Source organism: Methylophilus sp. YYY-1, assembly GCF_029132825.1.
Lineage (GTDB): Bacteria > Pseudomonadota > Gammaproteobacteria > Burkholderiales > Methylophilaceae > Methylophilus > Methylophilus glucosoxydans.
In genome coordinates, this window is sequence record NZ_WOVG01000002.1 from 116,368 (window position 1) to 134,638 (window position 18,271).

General features: G+C 51.4%; 21 protein-coding genes. 16 read left to right on the forward strand and 5 right to left on the reverse strand.

The window, feature by feature from the left end; translation table 11 throughout:
• Window positions 1–32: 32 nt before the first annotated feature.
• From GOC95_RS07140 to GOC95_RS07155, 4 genes are all read left to right on the forward strand, one after another.
• A complete protein-coding gene (locus GOC95_RS07140; protein WP_275356478.1) occupies window positions 33–1,142 on the forward strand; it encodes a glycosyltransferase family 4 protein in 1,110 nt (369 codons plus the stop codon).
• Between the two features lie 214 nt (window positions 1,143–1,356).
• Entirely contained in the window at window positions 1,357–2,583 is a 1,227-nt protein-coding gene (locus GOC95_RS07145; RefSeq protein WP_275356479.1) for a dicarboxylate/amino acid:cation symporter, read from the forward strand.
• A 4-nt stretch (window positions 2,584–2,587) separates the two neighbouring features.
• Window positions 2,588–3,124 carry a GNAT family N-acetyltransferase gene (locus GOC95_RS07150; RefSeq protein WP_275356480.1) on the forward strand — a complete coding sequence of 179 codons (537 nt, stop codon included), beginning with the start codon at window positions 2,588–2,590 and terminating at the stop codon, window positions 3,122–3,124.
• A gap of 269 nt (window positions 3,125–3,393) precedes the next feature.
• Window positions 3,394–4,311, forward strand: coding sequence for a DMT family transporter (locus tag GOC95_RS07155; RefSeq protein WP_275356481.1), 918 nt, complete (start codon window positions 3,394–3,396; stop codon window positions 4,309–4,311).
• Here the strand turns inward: GOC95_RS07155 and ampD are convergent.
• Window positions 4,308–4,865, reverse strand: a complete 558-nt coding sequence (gene ampD, locus GOC95_RS07160) for a 1,6-anhydro-N-acetylmuramyl-L-alanine amidase AmpD (protein ID WP_275356482.1) — start codon at window positions 4,863–4,865, stop codon at window positions 4,308–4,310. The genes GOC95_RS07155 and ampD overlap by 4 nt on opposite strands.
• A gap of 126 nt (window positions 4,866–4,991) precedes the next feature.
• Here ampD and GOC95_RS07165 point away from each other — a divergent pair, with 126 nt between their 5' ends.
• Window positions 4,992–6,002 (forward strand): sodium:calcium antiporter, encoded by a 1,011-nt coding sequence (locus GOC95_RS07165; protein ID WP_275356483.1) that lies wholly within the window; start codon window positions 4,992–4,994, stop codon window positions 6,000–6,002.
• A gap of 45 nt (window positions 6,003–6,047) precedes the next feature.
• Here the strand turns inward: GOC95_RS07165 and GOC95_RS07170 are convergent, their stop codons facing one another.
• Together GOC95_RS07170 and GOC95_RS07175 are read right to left on the reverse strand one after the other, a co-directional pair.
• On the reverse strand, window positions 6,048–7,538 hold the full coding sequence (locus GOC95_RS07170) for a sigma-54 dependent transcriptional regulator (RefSeq protein WP_194749805.1): 1,491 nt from the start codon (window positions 7,536–7,538) through the stop codon (window positions 6,048–6,050).
• The gene (locus GOC95_RS07175) at window positions 7,539–9,131 is read right to left on the reverse strand and encodes an ATP-binding protein (protein WP_275356484.1); all 1,593 of its coding nucleotides are present in this window, start codon (window positions 9,129–9,131) and stop codon (window positions 7,539–7,541) included.
• A gap of 318 nt (window positions 9,132–9,449) precedes the next feature.
• Between GOC95_RS07175 and GOC95_RS07180 the strand changes: the two genes are divergently transcribed.
• The 3 genes from GOC95_RS07180 (at window position 9,450) to GOC95_RS07190 (ending at window position 10,974) form a co-directional block, all read left to right on the forward strand.
• Entirely contained in the window at window positions 9,450–10,025 is a 576-nt protein-coding gene (locus GOC95_RS07180) for an RNA polymerase sigma factor (RefSeq protein ID WP_275356485.1), read from the forward strand.
• A gap of 3 nt (window positions 10,026–10,028) precedes the next feature.
• Complete coding sequence (locus tag GOC95_RS07185; protein WP_275356486.1) at window positions 10,029–10,400, forward strand: DUF3619 family protein; 372 nt, start codon at window positions 10,029–10,031, stop codon at window positions 10,398–10,400.
• 178 nt (window positions 10,401–10,578) lie between these two features.
• Window positions 10,579–10,974, forward strand: coding sequence for a DUF3106 domain-containing protein (locus GOC95_RS07190; protein WP_228518968.1), 396 nt, complete (start codon window positions 10,579–10,581; stop codon window positions 10,972–10,974).
• A 57-nt stretch (window positions 10,975–11,031) separates the two neighbouring features.
• Here GOC95_RS07190 and pbpG read toward each other — a convergent pair whose 3' ends face one another.
• A complete protein-coding gene (gene pbpG, locus GOC95_RS07195; RefSeq protein WP_194749810.1) occupies window positions 11,032–12,114 on the reverse strand; it encodes a D-alanyl-D-alanine endopeptidase in 1,083 nt (360 codons plus the stop codon).
• A gap of 214 nt (window positions 12,115–12,328) precedes the next feature.
• Here pbpG and gcvH point away from each other — a divergent pair, with 214 nt between their 5' ends.
• Window positions 12,329–12,700: a glycine cleavage system protein GcvH gene (gcvH, locus tag GOC95_RS07200; protein ID WP_275356487.1), complete on the forward strand. Its 372-nt coding sequence runs from the start codon at window positions 12,329–12,331 to the stop codon at window positions 12,698–12,700.
• Window positions 12,701–12,726: 26 nt separating this feature from the next.
• Here the strand turns inward: gcvH and GOC95_RS07205 are convergent, their stop codons facing one another.
• Complete coding sequence (locus GOC95_RS07205) at window positions 12,727–12,921, reverse strand: hypothetical protein (protein ID WP_275356488.1); 195 nt, start codon at window positions 12,919–12,921, stop codon at window positions 12,727–12,729.
• Window positions 12,922–13,047: 126 nt separating this feature from the next.
• Here GOC95_RS07205 and GOC95_RS07210 point away from each other — a divergent pair, with 126 nt between their 5' ends.
• From GOC95_RS07210 to GOC95_RS07240, 7 genes are all read left to right on the forward strand, one after another.
• Window positions 13,048–13,314: a zinc ribbon domain-containing protein gene (locus tag GOC95_RS07210; RefSeq protein WP_275356489.1), complete on the forward strand. Its 267-nt coding sequence runs from the start codon at window positions 13,048–13,050 to the stop codon at window positions 13,312–13,314.
• A 10-nt stretch (window positions 13,315–13,324) separates the two neighbouring features.
• Window positions 13,325–13,924: a DUF502 domain-containing protein gene (locus tag GOC95_RS07215; protein ID WP_275356490.1), complete on the forward strand. Its 600-nt coding sequence runs from the start codon at window positions 13,325–13,327 to the stop codon at window positions 13,922–13,924.
• Between the two features lie 33 nt (window positions 13,925–13,957).
• Window positions 13,958–15,748: an aspartate--tRNA ligase gene (aspS, locus tag GOC95_RS07220; protein ID WP_275356491.1), complete on the forward strand. Its 1,791-nt coding sequence runs from the start codon at window positions 13,958–13,960 to the stop codon at window positions 15,746–15,748.
• Window positions 15,749–15,839: 91 nt separating this feature from the next.
• A complete protein-coding gene (locus tag GOC95_RS07225) occupies window positions 15,840–16,361 on the forward strand; it encodes an adenine phosphoribosyltransferase (protein ID WP_275356492.1) in 522 nt (173 codons plus the stop codon).
• Between the two features lie 61 nt (window positions 16,362–16,422).
• Window positions 16,423–16,851: a VOC family protein gene (locus GOC95_RS07230; protein WP_275356493.1), complete on the forward strand. Its 429-nt coding sequence runs from the start codon at window positions 16,423–16,425 to the stop codon at window positions 16,849–16,851.
• Window positions 16,852–16,946: 95 nt separating this feature from the next.
• The gene (locus GOC95_RS07235) at window positions 16,947–17,735 is read left to right on the forward strand and encodes a quinoprotein dehydrogenase-associated SoxYZ-like carrier (protein WP_275356494.1); all 789 of its coding nucleotides are present in this window, start codon (window positions 16,947–16,949) and stop codon (window positions 17,733–17,735) included.
• Between the two features lie 116 nt (window positions 17,736–17,851).
• Window positions 17,852–18,271, forward strand: coding sequence for a secondary thiamine-phosphate synthase enzyme YjbQ (locus GOC95_RS07240; RefSeq protein ID WP_194749819.1), 420 nt, complete (start codon window positions 17,852–17,854; stop codon window positions 18,269–18,271).

Sequence of the window (18,271 nt, forward strand, 5' to 3'; positions counted from 1 at the left end):
GCGGCTGACTTTATTAAATTGAATACTATATTGTGAGAGTACTGCATTTTTATAAGACAGCCTTCCCTGACTCAATGGGCGGGGTTGAGCAAGTTATTAACCAAATTGCAATAGGATCACAAAAACTTGGGGTTGAAACAGATGTTTTATCCCTAACTACCGAACAGTTGCCTCGAACTATCGAGCTTGACGGTTATAGGATACATCGCGCTAGACTAGATTTACAGATTGCTTCAACTGGATTTTCAGTGTCAGCGTTTTTGCGTTTTGCGCAACTAGCCAAAAAGGCTGACGTGATTCATTACCATTTTCCTTGGCCGTTCATGGATGTTGTTCACTTTGCGACCATGGTGAAAAAGCCGACAGTATTAACCTATCATTCGGATATTATTCGCCAGAAGCATCTCCTCAAGTTTTATCGGCCTTTGAAGAGGAAGTTTCTTGGCGCGGTCAACAGTATTGTCGCAACGTCCCCTAATTATTTGGCGACCAGTGATGTACTCACAAAGTACAAGAATAAAGTCAGCGTTATTCCGATTGGATTAGATAAGGCAACTTATCCAGTGCCATCAGCCGAAAGGCTGAACTACTGGCATGGTAGGGTTGGCCGGAAGTTTTTCTTGTTTGTAGGCGTTATCCGTTATTACAAAGGCCTGCACATTTTGTTAGAGGCCGCAAAAGGGCTGGATTATCCGATTGTAATTGTCGGTGCAGGTCCCATTGAGGGGGAGCTGAAGCAGCAAGCACTCAAGCTGGGGCTACGCAATATTCACTTTCTGGGACAATTGCCGGACGAGGATAAAGTTGCGTTGCTAACTTTGTGTTATGGCGTTCTTTTTCCTTCTCACTTAAGGTCGGAGGCATTTGGCATCTCATTGCTGGAGGGGGCCATGTATGGCAAACCGATGATCTCTAGTGAGATCGGCACCGGCACCACTTTTATTAATATTGCAAATGAAACGGGTTTGGTTGTGCCCCCAAGTGATCCTGCGGCTTTACGTCAAGCGATGCAGTATTTATGGGAGCATCCTGATCAGGCGGCTGAAATGGGAAGGCGGGCTGAAGAAAGATATTGGGAGCATTTTACAGCGGACCAAATGGTTAAATCTTACGTTGATTTATATCGAAGTTTGGTAAAGTAGAGATCAAAACATCGGCGCTTACTGAAGTGTAACGTTATGGCGGTAGATTGAGTTAGGCTCCTCGCTGTCACTGCGGCCATCCATCTTTGCAATATACGAGACAAGTTCATTTTTAGGTATTCACTGTAACGAGTTTGCTTAATGCCATTGATGAGGCAGCTTTGGCTGCCTCTTTGTTTATTGCAACCTCAGCCGACAATTTTAGGGTACGCACATGAGTAAGCTTGGACTGAACGGACAAATTCTACTGGCTGTTGTAGTGGCTGTAACGCTGGGGTTATTTGCGCAGGGAAAAGCGCCAGAGGGTGTGTTATATGCGGCGAACTTAGTGGGTACTTTGTTCATTGATTTGTTGAAAATGGTGATGATCCCATTGGTGTTTTGCGCGATTGTGACTGGCATCGCCAATCTGCGCCAGCATCGTCAGATTGATGTGGTGTGGAAAACAACCTTGCTGTTTTTTGCTACCACGACCATCATCGCGGTGGTAATTGGGTTGACTGCAAGTCATCTTTTTAAACCGGGGGCAGGGCTGCATCTGGAAATGTTTTCGCATGCCATGCAGCAGTTTGAATCCAGGCAGATGAGCCTGCCCGAGTTTTTCACACAGTTTTTGCACGGCATATTCATGAATCCCTTCAAGGCGCTGGCCGAGGGTAATATTCTGGCGATTGTTGCTTATGCCATGTGTTTGGGCATTGCGCTGGTGATGGCGTCCGAGCGCTATCCGCAATGGCTGGCGTTGTTTGAAGAGGGCATGGGTCTAAGCATGCAGATGATTGGTTGGATCATGCGGCTGGCACCATGGGGGATTGCTGCACTGTTATTCAAGCTGGTCGCAACGCAGGATGTGAGCCTGTTTGCCTCTTTGACCAAGTTTATGCTGGTGGTGACCGGGACGACCTTGTTTCATGGCGTGATTGTTTTACCGGTCTTGTTGTTTCTGTTTACAGGCAAACATCCCGTGTGGTTTTTGCGGCAAGCCAGGGAGGCATTGGTGACGGCCTTTGCCACCAGTTCTAGCAATGCGACCATGCCGGTGACGATGCGTTGTGCGACGCAAAACATGCATGTGAAGCCTGAGATTGCCGGGTTTGTGGTGCCGCTAGGGGCAACCATGAATATGGATGGCACGGCCCTGTATGAGGCGGCAGCGGCCTTGTTTGTGGCACAACTGGCCGGGATTGATTTGTCGCTGGGGCAGCAGTTGGTGGTGTGTTTAACCACCATGATCGCGGCCATGGGGGCCCCGGGGATTCCCAGTGCGGGCATGGTGACCATGGTGATGGTGTTACAAAGCGTGGGATTGCCGGCTGAAGCCATTGCCATTTTGTTGCCTATAGACCGCTTGCTCGATACCGTCCGTACTGCCGTGAATGTCGAGGGCGATATGATAGGCAGTTTGGTGGTACAACATCGCATTGAAAAATTAGCACAATAAGGTCATGACTGAGTTAGTGATTAGACCTGCGCAAGCGCAGGAGGCCGACATCATCGCGGCACTGGTGAATCGTGCATATCGCGGCGAGAGCAGCCGGGCAGGATGGACCACGGAGGCTGATTTGCTCGATGGCAAGCGTACCACGCCAGAGGAGGTGCTGAGTTTTCTCGCTCGGGATGATATTCAGATACTCACAGGCTGGCTGGCATCACAATTGACGGTGACGCTGTGTGCCGAATGGCATGCTGTACAGCAGACCGTGCACCTGGGCATGATAGCCGTAGAGCCGACTGCGCAGAACCGCGGGTATGGCAAAACAGTGATTCTGGCGGCTGAGCAATGGGCGGTGGAGCATTGGCAGGTGCGGGCCAGCCAAATGGCGGTTGTCAGTCTGCGGCAGGCATTAATCGCGTTTTATCAGCGGCTGGGTTATCAGCCGACCGGGGAGGTCAGGCCGTTTCCCTACCAGCCAGAGATGTGGCAGGCCAAGGTCGAAAACATGCAGCTGATCACCCTGCAAAAGCCGCTTGGCTTAAGTTGAGGCTATCGTGGCAATCATCCAACATCAGGCAATTGTCGTCGGTGTATCACAAGACGCTTGACCATTTTTGCCAATCCACGTAAATTGCCCAACATTATGAACAAGCAATTTTTCTCAACTATTGTGTTGGCAATGCACCGAAAGGCATTGTGGCTGGTCGCCACAGCGTGCCGCGGTTGCTGCTTGTCGTAAATCTCATGCAACCGCGGGCTCTCCGCGGTTGATCTGTTGTCCCTCCCTCCCGGCGAGCCCTTTTATTTAGGGCACATATGAAAGACGCGACACACCCCTATTACGGTGCCATGTTGGTACTGTTATCCTCCGTGGCCTTTTCGTCAAAAGCGATTATGGTCAAGCTGGCCTATGCCTATCATGTAGATGCAGCGACCTTGATCTCCTTGCGGATGGCGTTTGCTATTCCTTTCTTCGCTGCACTTGGCTGGTGGGCTATGCGCCAAGGCACGCCTGTGCGTATGGCGCGCCACGACTGGTGGAAGCTGGCATTGTTAGCGATGGCTGGCGGGTATGGGTCGATGTGGCTTAATTTTGAAGGCTTGCGTTATGTCTCTGCCGGGCTGGAACGAGTCATTTTATTCCTATACCCAACCTTGGTCGTTGTCATGAGTGCGATTTTTCTTAAACACCAGATTACCCGGCGTGAGTGGTTTGCCATGGTGACCAGCTATGCAGGTGTCGTGCTGGTGGTCTGGCATGATGTGGTGCTGGCGGGATTCGATTCTGCAGACACCTTGTATGGCGCTGGGCTGGTGTTACTAAGTGCGATTGTCTATGCCAGTTATTTACTGGTGAGCGGGCAACTGATTCCCAAGTTGGGGGCCAGCCGCTTTACCGCGTTGACCATGGGCTTGGCTGCGCTTGCGAGCGCTACGCATTTTGCTTGCAATGGCTCGTACGAAAAGGTGGCCTCATTCCCGCAGGCGGTATACATGCTGGCTTTGCTGATGGCGCTGGTGGCGACTGTACTGCCTTCGGTGTTGATGAATCTCGGCATCCAACAATTGGGGAGCCGCAAAGTCTCGCTGATCAGTGCGATAGGCCCGGTTTCGACCATTATGCTTGCCTACCTGTTTCTGGGCGAGCATCTCTCCTGGATACAGGGGCTGGGCACCCTGCTGGTGCTGGCCGGGGTGATGGCAGTGAGCCTGGATAAGGCTACGAAGGCTTAAGCATTCGTAGAGAGGCGCTGCCAGTCAAAAAACGGGCCGGGGTCGGTTTTGCGCCCCGGCGCAATGTCTGCGTGGCCGACAATATGCTGGATAGGATAGCGTTGCTGTAGCGCCTTGACCAAGGCTTGCAAGGTGACATATTGCGCATCTTCAAACGCCTCAATATCACAGCCTTCCAGTTCAATGCCAACTGAAAAGTCGTTGCATCGTTCGCGGCCTTGCCATTGTGAAGCGCCGGCATGCCAGGCACGTTGTGCGCAACTCACATACTGCAATAGCTCACCGGTACGGCGGATCAGAAAATGTGAAGATACTCTGAGTTGCGCAATTTCTGCGTAGTAAGGGTGTTCGTCCGCATTCAGCCGGTTGGTGAATAACTGTGTAATGCCCTCGCCGCCATATTGTTGCGGTGGCAGGCTGATGTTGTGGATCACGATCATGTCGATGGCTGCATGCTCAGGCCGGTCGTCCTGATTGGGCGAAGTGATGATGCGCGCATGACTGGCAAAGCCAGCATGATCAATTTCTATCATGGGTGACAAATGACGTGACATACGAACATTGTAGGTGAATTTGACCGAATTGCGTTATGATTTCGCCCGCGTGCACACCTTTGGCATGCACATGCGAATCGGGCGGTGGACGCATGCAGGATTGATGACCGCCAGACAGGGACAGGTATGGTTTTTTTACAATTATTGCTGATGCTGGTGCTGATTTTAGTGGCCGCAGAGGTGTTTACCAACGCGCTGGAACATTTGGGGGAGCGCCTGGGGATTTCTGAAGGCGTGACTGGCTCAATTTTTGCGGCGGTGGGGACTGCGTTGCCCGAGACGCTGGTGCCATTGCTGGCGATTTTTTCCTATACGTCCTCCACGGGCGATAGCCATGCCGGCAATGACATAGGGGTGGGTGCGATTTTGGGCGCGCCCTTGATGCTGGCAACCTTATCCATCAGTTTGATGGCCTTTTCAGTTTTAAAACGTCGTGGCGCACAGGGTCATATCCGTCCCGAGCGCACTGGCCTGATCCGTGATCTGAATTTCTTTATTCTGGCATTTGTCTTTGCCACAGTAGCCATGTTTATTCCGCACACCGTCCCCATGGTGCGCTACGCGATCAGTATCCTCATGATTCTGATCTACTTTGTGTATGTGCTGATGACCATCAAGGCGTCTAAAGGCCTGGTGGAGGAGGGGCATGCGACCGAGGCCGAGGATGTCATGATGTTATCCCGGTTGGGCTTGCCCACCAACATGGTCACCATTCTGCTGCAATTGTTGCTTGGCTTGGGCTTGCTTATCGTCGGTGCCAAAGGCTTTATCAACGAGGTGGAAACTGCGGCCGCCATTTTGGGCGTGTCAGCCTTGTTGCTGTCTTTGCTGATTATCCCGATTGCTACAGAATTGCCCGAAAAGGTGAACAGCATTTTGTGGATACGCAAAGGCAAAGACACGCTGGCGTTTGGCAATATTACCGGTGCCATGGTGTTTCAAGGCACTTTGTTGCCGGCAATCGGCATTATGTTGACTGACTGGTCTCCGCGACAAGAGGTCGCGCTGGGCATCCTGATCACCTTGCTGGCGGCCATCTGGGTGCGTTACCGCATTGCCAAAGGTGGTTTGCTGGTATGGCACCTGCTTGTCAACGGCCTGTTCTACCTGGCCTATCTGGCGATTGTATTAAGCTAACCCTGACTGGATGAAAAAAGGCGACCTTCTGGTCGCCTTTTTGTTTTACTCTTCGTCGCCGTCTGCGTCGTCCAGGTCCGCGTCTTGCTCTTTCGATAATCCTAGCTTGGATAAACGGTAGCGCAAAGTGCGGAAACTGATGCCCAGTAATTTGGCCGCCGCAGTTTTATTATTGTTAGTTTTCTCCAGGGCTTGCAGAATCGTGCGCTTTTCAATGTCTTCCAGATAATCAGACAAGCTCACATCCATCGGCAACATGGTTCCAGGGACCGTTGCGGGTGCGGTGCTGGCTGGCGGGACCACGTCAGCCGCTTTCGCCACGGGTTCGTTGGCGCGCTCCAATACAGGGGCCTTCCAGGGCAACACCGGGCGATCACTCAGTTGCGCAGGCATGTCCTCCAGCGACAAGTCCTCTACCGTAATGGTCTGGCCATCGCATAGCGCCAGTGCGCGTTCCAGCATGTTTTCGAGTTCACGGACATTGCCATGAAAGGGCAGTTGCTGAATAAACACTTTGGCATCATCGGCAATCACCGGGATGTCTATGCCTTGTGTCTGGCACAACTTGGTCAGCAAACGTTCTGTCAGCTCCGGAATGTCTTCGGGGCGCTCACGCAAGGCCGGCATTTTGAGCTGAATCACATTGAGCCGGTAATACAAATCCTGCCGGAATTCGCCTTTTTCCATCATGGCATTAAGGTTTTTGTGCGTGGCAGAAATGATGCGTACATCTACGGCCTCTTCAATGGTGCTCCCCACCACGCGGACTTTTTTCTCCTGAATCGCGCGCAGCAGTTTGACTTGCATGGCCAGTGGCAAGTCGGCTACTTCATCCAGAAACAAGGTGCCCCCACTGGCGGCTTGAAACAGGCCTTGCGTATCCTGAACGGCGCCGGTAAAAGCCCCTTTTTTATAGCCAAAGAATTCGCTTTCCATCAGGTTCTCGGGGATGGCGCCACAGTTAACTGCGACAAAAGACTGGTCCTTGCGGGCGCTGTTCTGGTGGATGAGGCGTGCGGCCAGCTCCTTACCACTGCCAGACTCCCCGCTGATGTAAACAGGGGCCTGGCTACGTGCCAGCTTGGCAATCATGGTCCTGACATAGCCCATGGCCGGAGACGCCCCAATCAAATCGACGGTGTTGGCTCCTTGAGATTCTTTTTGCGAGGAAAGCTTGAGCGCAGACTCGACCAATGGCCGCAACTGTTTGAGTGAAATCGGTTTGGTGATGTAGTCGTAGGCCCCGGCCTTGAGCGCAGAAACCGCATTTTCTGCACTGCCATAAGCCGTAATTACCGCGACGGGCAGCCCCGGAAATTGTGCATTGATGTGCTGTACCAGTTCCAGGCCCAAGCCATCCGGCAGGCGCATATCGGTTAGGCACAAGTCATAGCTGAAAGACTGCAGCATATGTTTTGCATCTGTGACGGTACTGGCGCTCTCGGCCTGTATGCCCATACGTTCCAGTGTCAGGACGACCAGTTCGCGAATATCGGTTTCGTCATCAACTACCAGACAACGATAAGTGTTTGCCATTTAAACAATTGCCTTTTTAACTGTCAGTGAAAATTGGGTGCCACCGGCTCCCGTGGTATAACTTAATTTTGCGCCATTGGCCTCAGCCAGCTCTCTTGCGATAAACAAGCCCAGCCCGGTCCCGGTTTTCTCCGTGGTCATGAACGGTTCGAACAAGTGGGGTTGAATTTTCGGGTCCACGCCTTGACCATCGTCTTTGACCAGCAGGTGAATAAACTGTCCGCTTTTATCGCTCACGACGTTCAGTTGCAGGCTTTGTACCTGTTGCTGACTGTGCCGCCATCCATTTTTACACAGATTCCATAAAATCTGGTTGATGTGTCGACGATCAAAAATAATGCCGGTTTCTGCTGCAGGCAAACTAAGTGTGAAATCACTCAGGGCAATCTTTTCTACCGCACAAAACTGCTGATAAAACTCCAGCACAAAGCTGTTGATATTTAATTTTTCCTGATTGGTGCGGTCGCGCCGATTCAACTCCAGCACATCCTTGATAATCTGGTCCAGCCGCTGCACGTTGTCAGAAATAATTTGCAGCATGCGCTGCGTGCCAGGCTGCTGCGAGTCTTCTTGCATGAGTTGTGTCGCATGGCTAATCGCACTCAGCGGATTGCGGATCTCGTGCGCGATATTCGCTGTCAGCCTGCCCAGTGCTGCCAGTTTTACCTGGTGGGCCTGGGTTTGTATTTGTGACCAGTCCTCAATAAAAATCACCACACCATTGTCTGCATTTTCTGAGATGGCGTGAAAGCGGATACCGAGGTCGCGATTGTTGATACTGAGTTTGGTGGCATCTGGCGAGGCCAGTTTGGCCGAGGGCGTCGTACGCAATAATTGCATGATTGCCGGAATCAGTTGCTCCACCGGGGTGGAGAGTTCCAGCGCTGCCAGCATTTGTGATTCTTCCAACCCCAGCAGCTTGCAGGCTTGCAGGTTGTAGTGTTTGAGCTGTTGGTGCTGGTCTATCACCAGCACCCCGTTAGGCATTTCTTGCGTGATCAGGGCGTTAGTTTTGGCTAAATGTTCAATATCACGCCCACGCTGGCTGGCCAGCTTTTCACTGCTTTGCATGCGTGCAGTCAGCGTTTGTGCCAGCCAGGCCGTGGCAAAGCAACTCAATGACAATAGCACTGCATTGCTGTAATCGTTCATGGGCACGTTGCGGTTTAACAGCTGAAAAGTGTTCTCGAGCAGAATGCCTATGGTGGCAATGGCGGCATAAAACATGGCAAAGCGGCCATCGCTGATCAGCCCGGCAAAGATGATATTGATGATGAGCAGCAACCCAATCGCACTCTGGTTGCCAGGTAAAAAATGCAGCATGAGCACGATAAAAACAATGTCGAGGCTGGTCTGGATCTTGACGGCTAGCCCTTGCTTGCATTGCAGGGACTCAAAGCTGACACTGACGGCAATCGCGTACAAAAAGAATAACAGCAATGCCCAAAAGGTGAGTGAGGGTTCTGCCGGGGCGTTGCGAAAAAATGGCCACAACTGGCTACCAAACAGCATGCCCGAGGCCCCGAGCCTGAAGAGCGTGTACAGGCGCAAGTGCTGGATATCAGGGGTTCTTTCAATCGTGCTGATCATCATAAGGCGCACGCAGAAAAAACGGAGGTTTGCCGAGCGGCGGCTTGCACTACTTGGCAATTTACTGGAGAAGGCATAAACATTATTTTTTAATTGTGAGCATAAATAGTGTGCTTTTGCTATTGAGCTTGTGGCCGTTATCACGTGGCAATTCGCAGGCTTATTCTAACAGTAATTAAATTTAAAACTGATATACTCCCTGCCAGAGGGAGATAAAACCGTGCATATTTGTTTTAGACGGATAAACACTCACAACAATGTCGCAAAAATGGCACCTTTGTCAGCATGAGAAACTGACGATCGCGGGAATGGGAATTTGTAGTGGCGAGTGCGCAAGAACTATCGGATTTTTTACGCCAGGTTGAAAAACGGGCCTTCAGGCAAACGGCGTATGCGGTGCGTGACGATCATGCCGCACTGGATATTGTGCAGGATGCCATGATGAAGCTGGCTGAAAAATACGCCAGCAAGCCGATTGAAGAATATCCATTGTTGTTTCAGCGCATTTTGCAAAATACCATGCGCGACTACTGGCGGCGGCAGAAAGTGCGCAACTTGTGGACCAGTCTGTTTTCGTCACTCGGTTCGCAAGAGGATGAAGACTATGACCCACTTGAAACGATAGAGGTGGAAACCCAGGAAGGGGATCCTGCCGAGCAACTCGAGCGGTCACAAGTGATGCGCCTGATTGAAAAAGCCCTGGCAAAATTACCGGCACGTCAACGGGAAGCCTTCGTCCTGCGTTATTGGGAGGAATTAGACGTTGCTGAAACAGCGTCGGTGATGGGATGTTCAGAAGGAAGTGTTAAAACGCACTGCTCCAGAGCAGTCAGTGCGTTATCAACGTTAATGGAGCAGGCCGGCATTGGTCGCCGGAAACTGCCAAACAAGGAGTAAGGCATGAGGATACAACGTCACGTGGATGATGACTTGCCCACCCCTCTGCGCGAAGGGGTGCAGGCACTCAAGCAGGATGATCGGCCGCTGTCTGCCGCAGTGCAAGACCGGTTGGCGAAGGCCCGTCAGGCTGCTTTGGCGCAACATGCAGCTGCGCATCAGGCCCGTTCCGGTTGGTCGGATGTGTTGTCATCGGCTTCATGGGGGCATCCCCGTGTCGCCGGGATGGCCGTGTTCTCTATCTTTTTTGCGGTGGGCTTGATGTTTATCTCTAACAGCCAGAATGATGATGCGCTGTTGCTCAGCGATGATATGCCTGTCGAGGCATTTGTCGATAACGGGTTTGCTGCCTGGCAGTATTCAGAAGATATTTGATGGCGCTTTGGGTAGGGTTGTGCGCCGGGCGATACAAAATGCTTTCATGGAATAATGAGAAATGATACGAAATCATTCTTTGTGGATAGGGTGGATATTCTGTTTCGGCACTTCGTTGCCGAGTTTTGTGGCTGCAGAAGCGTTCCCGGGCGAGGCCGCTGCCTCGCGCGTGATGGCGATGGCCGATATCGGGGCGATCAAGAATGACCTGGCCCCGGCCGATCCTGCGGCCAATGTGACTTGGGCACAGTTGACGGAACAGCAGAAAACCGTGTTGGCGCCTTTGGCCAGTGAGTGGGATAGCTTGCGGCCATGGCAGCGTGAAAAAATGCTCGATATTGCCAAGGAGTATCCAAAAATGGATGCGCAGAAGCAGCAGCGCATCCAGCATCAACTGGTGAAATGGAGCCGCATGACGCCCTACGAGCGCGAGAATGCGCGCAAACGTTACCAGCAGTTTCAAAGCTTGAGTCCCGAGAAAAAAGAAGCTTTGCGCAAACAGTGGCAGCAGCACAAGCAAAAATCGGCGATCAGTGAAGGTTATGATCCTGAGTTTGATGGCGCAGAGCATTAAACTTTCTCTCATAAAAAAGGCCCGCTGGATGCGGGCCTTTTTTATGAGAGTTCAGGATTAGTTGGCTTCTTCATTCAGAGACTTGCTCATCGACAGGCCGGTCAGCACAATGCCGGAGCCTGCACTCTGGGAGGTCAGGGTGCTGTAGTTGTGTTCCATCCATTTTTTGATGCGTTTGGCATCGCCAATTCGGGTCAATTTACCAACGGAGTCCAGCAACACCATGATGAGCGGTTCACCCGCAATGGTTGCCTGCATTACCAGGCAGCGGCCTGCTTCACTGATATACCCTGTTTTGGAGAGGCCAATTTCCCAGCTGCTGTTGGAGCTGTCACGCACCAAGGCATTGGTATTGTGAAAGTGTATCGGCTGGCGTCTGCTATTCACATATAAGTCGTAGTCAGACGTCGTCGTAATCTGGCGTATTAATGGGTACTGATACGCGGCGTGAACCATTTTGGCCAAGTCCATGGCGGTTGAGACATTGTTGCTGGTCAGGCCGGTGGAGTCTTCAAAATGCGTATTCATCATGCCCAGGCTGGCTGCTTTGGCGTTCATTTCCTGGATAAAACGGGCCTTACCACCTGGATAGTGCGTTGCCAGCGCAGAAGCTGCACGGTTTTCGGAGGCAATCAAAGCCAGGTTCAACAGGTCGGCACGTGTCATGGTGGTGCCGACTGGCAGGCGTGAAGAAGTGCCTTTCAGGTAGTCAACGTCCATTTCAGTAATGGACACTTCTTCATTCAGGTTAAGTTTTGCGTCCAGCACGACCATGGCAGTCATGAGTTTGGTGACGGAGGCAATCGGTGTCGGCGTATCGAGGTTTTTGGAGTAAATGATCTCGTGCGTGTTCTGGTTCATCACCAGCGCCTTGGTTGAGGCGATGGACAAATTGCCATTGTTGAGCGATTTGCCTTGGAACGAATCAAACATCTCGGCATCGACTGTCGGTCGCGCCGCTTTTCTGGCATGCGAGTGTAATTTCACCGGGCGCATCCCTTTGGTTTTTTCAGGGTTAACGCGGTACTGCGAAGAAACGCGCGCGCTGTATTTTTTACTTTTGCTCGCAGAAACGGTTTGTTTCTTGGAGGATGATTTGGCAATGGCTTGACCCGCAGGTGCAAAAGCAATTGAACACATTAGTAAAACTTTAAAACAGTGCTTGTAAAAACTCATAATCAACCTTCCTGAAACCCGCCTCATTATTGCCCAGTAATTATTCAGCGTCAATCACTTATCGCAATTTTTTCGTGTGAAAAGTTAAGCAATTTGCTTGCCTGTCTGAATAAGTTTTGGCGCGTTGTGCAGACTATGGCACAATAATTATCTACTAAACTTTTGATTTTTAAATTCTATGTCAGCAGGCTTGAAATACTTCTTTTCCAAAGACCACACCTGGGCAGCGCAAGGCGAAGATGGATTATGGCTGGTTGGGATTACTGACTACGCCCAAAATATGCTGGGGGATGTGGTGTTTGTCGACCCGCCCAAAGTGGGGCAGTCTGTTGAACAAGGAACGGTGTGCGGCCTGATTGAGTCAGTCAAGACCGGTTCTGACCTCTATGCGCCCTTGACCGGGGTCGTGGACGCCGTCAATGAACAGGCTTTATCTTCACCTGAGCGCATTAATGATCATCCTTATGACACGTGGTTGTTCAAGCTGGCAGCGACTGCCAGTGGTGCAGAAGGGCTGCTTGACCAATCAGCTTATGAATCACAGCTTTAGTGGCTGATGGTTTAGCTGGGGGTTGCTTAGTCCGCCTGTTTAATCCTGAGCGGGCGCTTGGTGGCTGCCAATTCGGCTGACGTGAGGGAGGCTACTTTCACTGTGTCGGCTTTTTGATCTAGCGATAACATGGTGTGATGGATGTTCAAATCGCGGCTGGCTAAGCTCAGAAAAAATAGTGCGATCAGGCTAAGGGGTATTTTAAGTGACAGTGATTGCATGGCGGGTTCCTTAAAGTCTTTTTAATTCAAATACATCGCGCTGCTTTTTATGATTTGTAACGCGAATCGGGTATAATTTGTCTTTGTTCAGTTTTTAAGCAAGTTATCTTTCGGTTGACGTTCAAAATGCCTATCTACGATTTTCATTGTACCGCCTGTGGTTACCAGCAAGAGTTGATGCGTAAGGTCTCTGCGCCCGCAGTGGAGGCTTGTCCGCAATGCCAGCAGCAAACCTTTAGCAAGCAAGTGTCGGCGCCCAATTTTCAGCTGACCGGCAGTGGCTGGTATGCCACCGATTTCAAAAATAACCAGTCAGCCAAGAGCAGCTCTTCATCTGAATCTGCCAGTGCCGGAGACGCTGCCAAGTGCTCACCGGGTTGCGCCTGCCACTAAAAAGACAAGCATGAAAAAATACTTTATTACAGGGTTGTTGGTACTGGTTCCACTGTTCATTACGGTGTGGGTGCTAAAAACTTTAGTGCAAACGCTGGACCAGAGTCTGCTGCTGTTGCCCGCCGCCTGGCGGCCAGAAGCTTGGCTGGGTGTGGATATTCCAGGCTTTGGCGTGATTCTGACCGTGGGCATTATTTTGGCGACCGGTCTGGTAGCGACCAACATTTTTGGCCAGCAACTGATTGTGTTATGGGAAGGCTTGCTGGTCCGCGTGCCTGTGGTCAAGTCTATTTATTCCAGCGTCAAGCAAGTATCAGACACTTTGTTTTCTGACTCCGGTAACGCATTCCGCCAGGCGTTGTTGATTCAGTACCCACGGCAGGGCGTCTGGACCATCGCTTTTTTAACCGGCACGCCGGGTGGCGATGTGAGCAAGCACTTGCAGGGAGAATATGTCAGTGTGTATGTGCCGACCACGCCTAATCCGACCTCAGGATTCTTTTTGATGCTGCCCAAGGCGGATGTGATTGAGCTGGATATGAGTGTAGATCAGGCCTTGAAATACATCATCAGCATGGGTACAGTGGCGCCCTTGCCTAAACAACATTAACCGCAACACCACTTTAAACTTTATAAAATTATTATGATGCGTACACATTACTGCGGTCACTTGAACCGCGAACATATTGGACAAACCGTGACCCTGTGTGGCTGGGCTCACCGTCGTCGCGACCACGGGGGGGTGATTTTTATTGATTTGCGAGACCGCGAAGGTCTGGCGCAAATCGTGATTGACCCGGATACCAAAGACGCATTTGCCATCGCAGAAACCGTACGTAATGAATTTGTGTTGCGAGTGGTCTGTAAAGTGCGTGCCCGTCCTGAAGGCACCGTGAATCCCAACCTGCCAACCGGCGAAGTGGAGATGCTGGCGACAGAGATCGAAGTACTGAATGCTTCACTGACACCGCCGTTCATGCTGGATGACGACAACCTGACCGAGACCGTTCGTTTGGAGCATCGCTATATCGATCTGCGCCGCCCGGCCATGCAGAAAAACCTCATGTTGCGTTACAAAGTGGCGAAAAACCTGCGTGACTACCTCGATGAAAATGGCTTTATCGAAGTTGAAACGCCGATGCTGACCCGTTCGACGCCAGAAGGCGCACGTGATTACCTGGTGCCTTCACGCGTACACCACGGCATGTTTTTTGCACTGCCACAATCGCCGCAGCTATTCAAACAATTGCTGATGGTATCCGGTTTTGACCGTTACTTCCAGATCACCAAATGTTTCCGTGACGAAGACCTGCGCGCAGACCGTCAGCCAGAATTTACCCAGGTGGATATTGAAACTTCTTTCCTGGAAGAAAACGACATCATGGACATCGTCGAAGAGATGATTCGTCGTATGATGAAAAAGGTGCAGGACATCGACCTGCCCGCCGAATTCCCGCGCATGCCCTTCTCTGAGGCCATGAACAAATACGGTTCTGACAAGCCTGATATGCGCGTGACACTGGAAATCACTGAGCTCACCGATGTGATGAAGGATGTGGATTTTAAAGTGTTTGCCGGTGCTGCCAATATGGCCGGTGGCCGCGTGGCTGCCATTCGCGTGCCTAACGGTGCGGCCATCAGCCGCTCTGAGATTGATGCCTATACCGAATTCGTCAAAATTTATGGCGCCAAAGGTCTGGCTTACATCAAGATCAACGACATCACCAAACTGAACGAAGAAGGTCTGCAAAGCCCGATTGTGAAGAACATTCACGTCAATGCCTTGCAAGCCGTGATTGAGCGCACGGGTGCTCAAAACGGGGACATCGTATTCTTTGGCGCGGATAAAGCCAAGATCGTAAATGAAGCCCTGGGCGCGCTACGCACCAAGGTTGGCCATGAAAAAGGCCATGTCGATGGTCGTCAGTGGGCGCCATTGTGGGTGGTGGATTTCCCGATGTTTGAGCACGACGAAGATGCGGATCGTTGGGTCGCCTTGCATCACCCGTTTACTGCACCGAAAGATGGTCATGAAGACCTGTTGGTCAGCAATCCAGGCGCTTGCTTGTCTAAAGCGTATGACATGGTGCTCAACGGTTGGGAAGTGGGTGGTGGTTCCGTGCGTATCCACAAGCAAGAGGTGCAGTCCAAGGTGTTTGATGCATTGAAGATCAGCAAGGAAGAGGCGCAAGAGAAATTTGGCTTCTTGCTGGATGCACTGCAATACGGTGCGCCACCGCATGGCGGCTTGGCATTTGGTCTGGATCGTTTGGTTACCCTGATGGCTGGCGCTGAATCTATCCGTGATGTGATTGCCTTCCCGAAAACCCAGCGTGCACAATGTCTGATGACCAATGCGCCTAACGAGGTAGACGAGAAGCAACTGCGTGAATTGCATATTCGCGTACGTCAGCAAAACGCTGCTGGCAGCTAACATGCGAGCGACTTGCCACATGATTGTTGCAGGTCTCTGTTTTGTCATCAACGCGCCCAGACGGGCGCGTTTTTTATTGGATGTTTAGAGAATGTTGTCACTGATACGCACGATTCCCGATTACCCAAAACCCGGCATTCAGTTTCGGGATATCACGCCTTTGTTGCAGGATAAGCACGGGTTTGCAGCGGTGCTGGATGCGCTGGCAGCACATTGTTCCCAGATGACTGTAGATAAGGTGGTCGCCGTGGAGGCGCGGGGGTTTATTATTGGCGCAGCATTAGCTGCACGCCTGGGAGCAGGCTTTGTGCCGGTGCGAAAACCGGGCAAATTGCCAGCGCAGACCATCAAGCAGTCTTACAGTCTCGAATATGGCACCGATACACTGGAGCTTCATGCCGATGCGATTCAGGCAAATGAGCGCATTTTGCTGGTGGATGATCTGATCGCTACCGGTGGCACCGCACTGGCCGCGGTCGCGTTGATTCGGCAGCTGGGCGGGCTGGTAACGCAGGCTGCTTTTATCATTGATCTGCCCGATTTGGGCGGGATGCAACATTTAGCCAATGCTGGCGTCCAAGGCTTTGCCTTGTATCAATTTGAGGGCGATTAAGTTTTGTACTATAGTGGCCGACTTGCATGCCACTTAACACACGGGACCTCACAGGATTACTATGCCACTGACCGAAATCAATCATGTCAATTTTCGCTCTGACCGCGAAACCATGCACAAACTGCGCGATTTTTATTGCGAGGTGCTTGGGCTGACGGTGGGCAAGCGGGTGGCGAGTACCACCTATGGCTATTGGCTGTATATCGGTGATAACGATGTGATTCATCTGGCCGAGTACAAAACGGCAGAAGCGCCGCAGTTGCATGTGCATGGCACCTATGACCATGTTTCATTCACCTGCACAGACATGCCTGCCATGGAGGCGCACTTGCAGGCGCACGGCATCACTTACACCACGCGCATCCTGGCCAATGGGGTTCGTCAGATCAACTTGCGGGATCCGGCCGGTAATGGCGTGGAGCTGAATTTTGAAGAGTACCGTGACCCGGCGTATGTGATGCGGCCATCTGGCGACCCGAGCAAAATGTGAGGGTCAATGTGATGCGTATCACATATTGTATTTGTCAAAGCATAAGAAAATCCTTTTCATGCAATCTAAGATAAAAATGGAAGATGGGGAATCGTATGAAAAAAACATGGATGATGGTCGTAGGCTTGTTGGCTTTCTGTGCGGCAAGTGTGGTGCATGCAGAGGCGGATCCCAAGTTATGGACAGTAGTGAAAGAGGCTTTTTTCCCCAAACGGGAGATTCAGGAAGTTGACTTCCTGAAAGTGGAGGGGCCACGCCGCGCCGAGAGCGGCGCACAGGTGCCCGTCACTTTCATTTACGACAAGGCGGCGGCCAACGGCATCCAGTTAAAGAAACTGTATGTGATCGTCGATGCTAACCCGATACAATTGGCGTCCACTTATCATTTAACCGACGGCTTGAACGGCTTTCAGATGGCGACCCGTATTCGTCAGGAAACCGATTCTTATGTGCGCCTGATTGGCGAAACTGCAGATGGCAAGCTGTATATGGGTAAGCGCGAGATTCGTGCGGCGGGCGGCTGTGGCGGTACCGTCGATAATAATGAATCCGAAGTGCGGGCGGCGGCGGGCAAGATCAAAATGAGTGTGGATGCGCCAAAATTTGGTGAGTCTGCCACGGCCACGTTCAACATTAAACATGTGATGCGGACCGGCTTGCAGCGCGACCTGGTTTCACAAGGCTATGTGCCTGCGTTTTATATCAACAAAACCACCTTTACCTACAACGGCAAGGAGTTGATGACGGTCGATGTCGGTGTGGGCACCAGTGAAGATCCTTACATGAAATTTAGTTTTATCCCCGATGCGCCGGGCAAGCTCGAAGTGGTCGCCACGGATAATGAAGGCAAAACGTTTAGCCAAAGCCTGGATGTCCATAGTTAGTCGTGATGCATGCATAAAAAGGTCTCTCAGGAGGCCTTTTTTATTTGCGCTGCGTGGGCGCGTTTGGCCTGCTCACCGTCAATGTTAAAATAACATTATTTGGGGAAAGGGAAAGCATGAAAAGTTTTCGTAAAGAGCTGTGGTTTAACATTCCGGCACGCATGGATTTCAAGAATATCACCAGTGACGTGGTTGCGTGTGTGCGTGAAAGTGGCGTGCAAGAAGGCCTGGTGCTGATTAACGCCATGCATATTTCTGCCAGCGTGTTTATCAACGACGATGAGCGCGGCCTGCACCATGATTACAAAATATGGCTGGAAAAGTTGGCGCCGCACGAGCCGGTGAGTGGCTACCGCCATAACGATACTGGTGAGGATAATGCAGATGCGCATATCAAGCGCCAGATCATGGGCCGCGAAGTGGTGGTGGCGATTACTGAAGGCAAGCTGGATTTCGGCCCATGGGAACAGATTTTTTACGGTGAGTTTGATGGCCGCCGTAACAAGCGTGTACTGGTGAAAATTATCGGCGAATAA

Coding starts and splice junctions, on each gene's coding strand:
- GOC95_RS07225 (WP_275356492.1), top strand. CDS start 15,840: ATGTTGTCACTGATACGCACGATTCCCGATTACCCAAAACCCGGCATT.
- GOC95_RS07190 (WP_228518968.1), top strand. CDS start 10,579: ATGGCCGATATCGGGGCGATCAAGAATGACCTGGCCCCGGCCGATCCT.
- GOC95_RS07215 (WP_275356490.1), top strand. CDS start 13,325: ATGAAAAAATACTTTATTACAGGGTTGTTGGTACTGGTTCCACTGTTC.
- pbpG (WP_194749810.1), bottom strand. CDS start 12,114: ATGTGTTCAATTGCTTTTGCACCTGCGGGTCAAGCCATTGCCAAATCA.
- GOC95_RS07155 (WP_275356481.1), top strand. CDS start 3,394: ATGAAAGACGCGACACACCCCTATTACGGTGCCATGTTGGTACTGTTA.
- GOC95_RS07205 (WP_275356488.1), bottom strand. CDS start 12,921: ATGCAATCACTGTCACTTAAAATACCCCTTAGCCTGATCGCACTATTT.
- GOC95_RS07165 (WP_275356483.1), top strand. CDS start 4,992: ATGGTTTTTTTACAATTATTGCTGATGCTGGTGCTGATTTTAGTGGCC.
- GOC95_RS07150 (WP_275356480.1), top strand. CDS start 2,588: ATGACTGAGTTAGTGATTAGACCTGCGCAAGCGCAGGAGGCCGACATC.
- aspS (WP_275356491.1), top strand. CDS start 13,958: ATGATGCGTACACATTACTGCGGTCACTTGAACCGCGAACATATTGGA.
- ampD (WP_275356482.1), bottom strand. CDS start 4,865: ATGTCACGTCATTTGTCACCCATGATAGAAATTGATCATGCTGGCTTT.
- gcvH (WP_275356487.1), top strand. CDS start 12,329: ATGTCAGCAGGCTTGAAATACTTCTTTTCCAAAGACCACACCTGGGCA.
- GOC95_RS07235 (WP_275356494.1), top strand. CDS start 16,947: ATGAAAAAAACATGGATGATGGTCGTAGGCTTGTTGGCTTTCTGTGCG.
- GOC95_RS07170 (WP_194749805.1), bottom strand. CDS start 7,538: ATGGCAAACACTTATCGTTGTCTGGTAGTTGATGACGAAACCGATATT.
- GOC95_RS07240 (WP_194749819.1), top strand. CDS start 17,852: ATGAAAAGTTTTCGTAAAGAGCTGTGGTTTAACATTCCGGCACGCATG.
- GOC95_RS07145 (WP_275356479.1), top strand. CDS start 1,357: ATGAGTAAGCTTGGACTGAACGGACAAATTCTACTGGCTGTTGTAGTG.
- GOC95_RS07230 (WP_275356493.1), top strand. CDS start 16,423: ATGCCACTGACCGAAATCAATCATGTCAATTTTCGCTCTGACCGCGAA.
- GOC95_RS07185 (WP_275356486.1), top strand. CDS start 10,029: ATGAGGATACAACGTCACGTGGATGATGACTTGCCCACCCCTCTGCGC.
- GOC95_RS07175 (WP_275356484.1), bottom strand. CDS start 9,131: ATGATGATCAGCACGATTGAAAGAACCCCTGATATCCAGCACTTGCGC.
- GOC95_RS07210 (WP_275356489.1), top strand. CDS start 13,048: ATGCCTATCTACGATTTTCATTGTACCGCCTGTGGTTACCAGCAAGAG.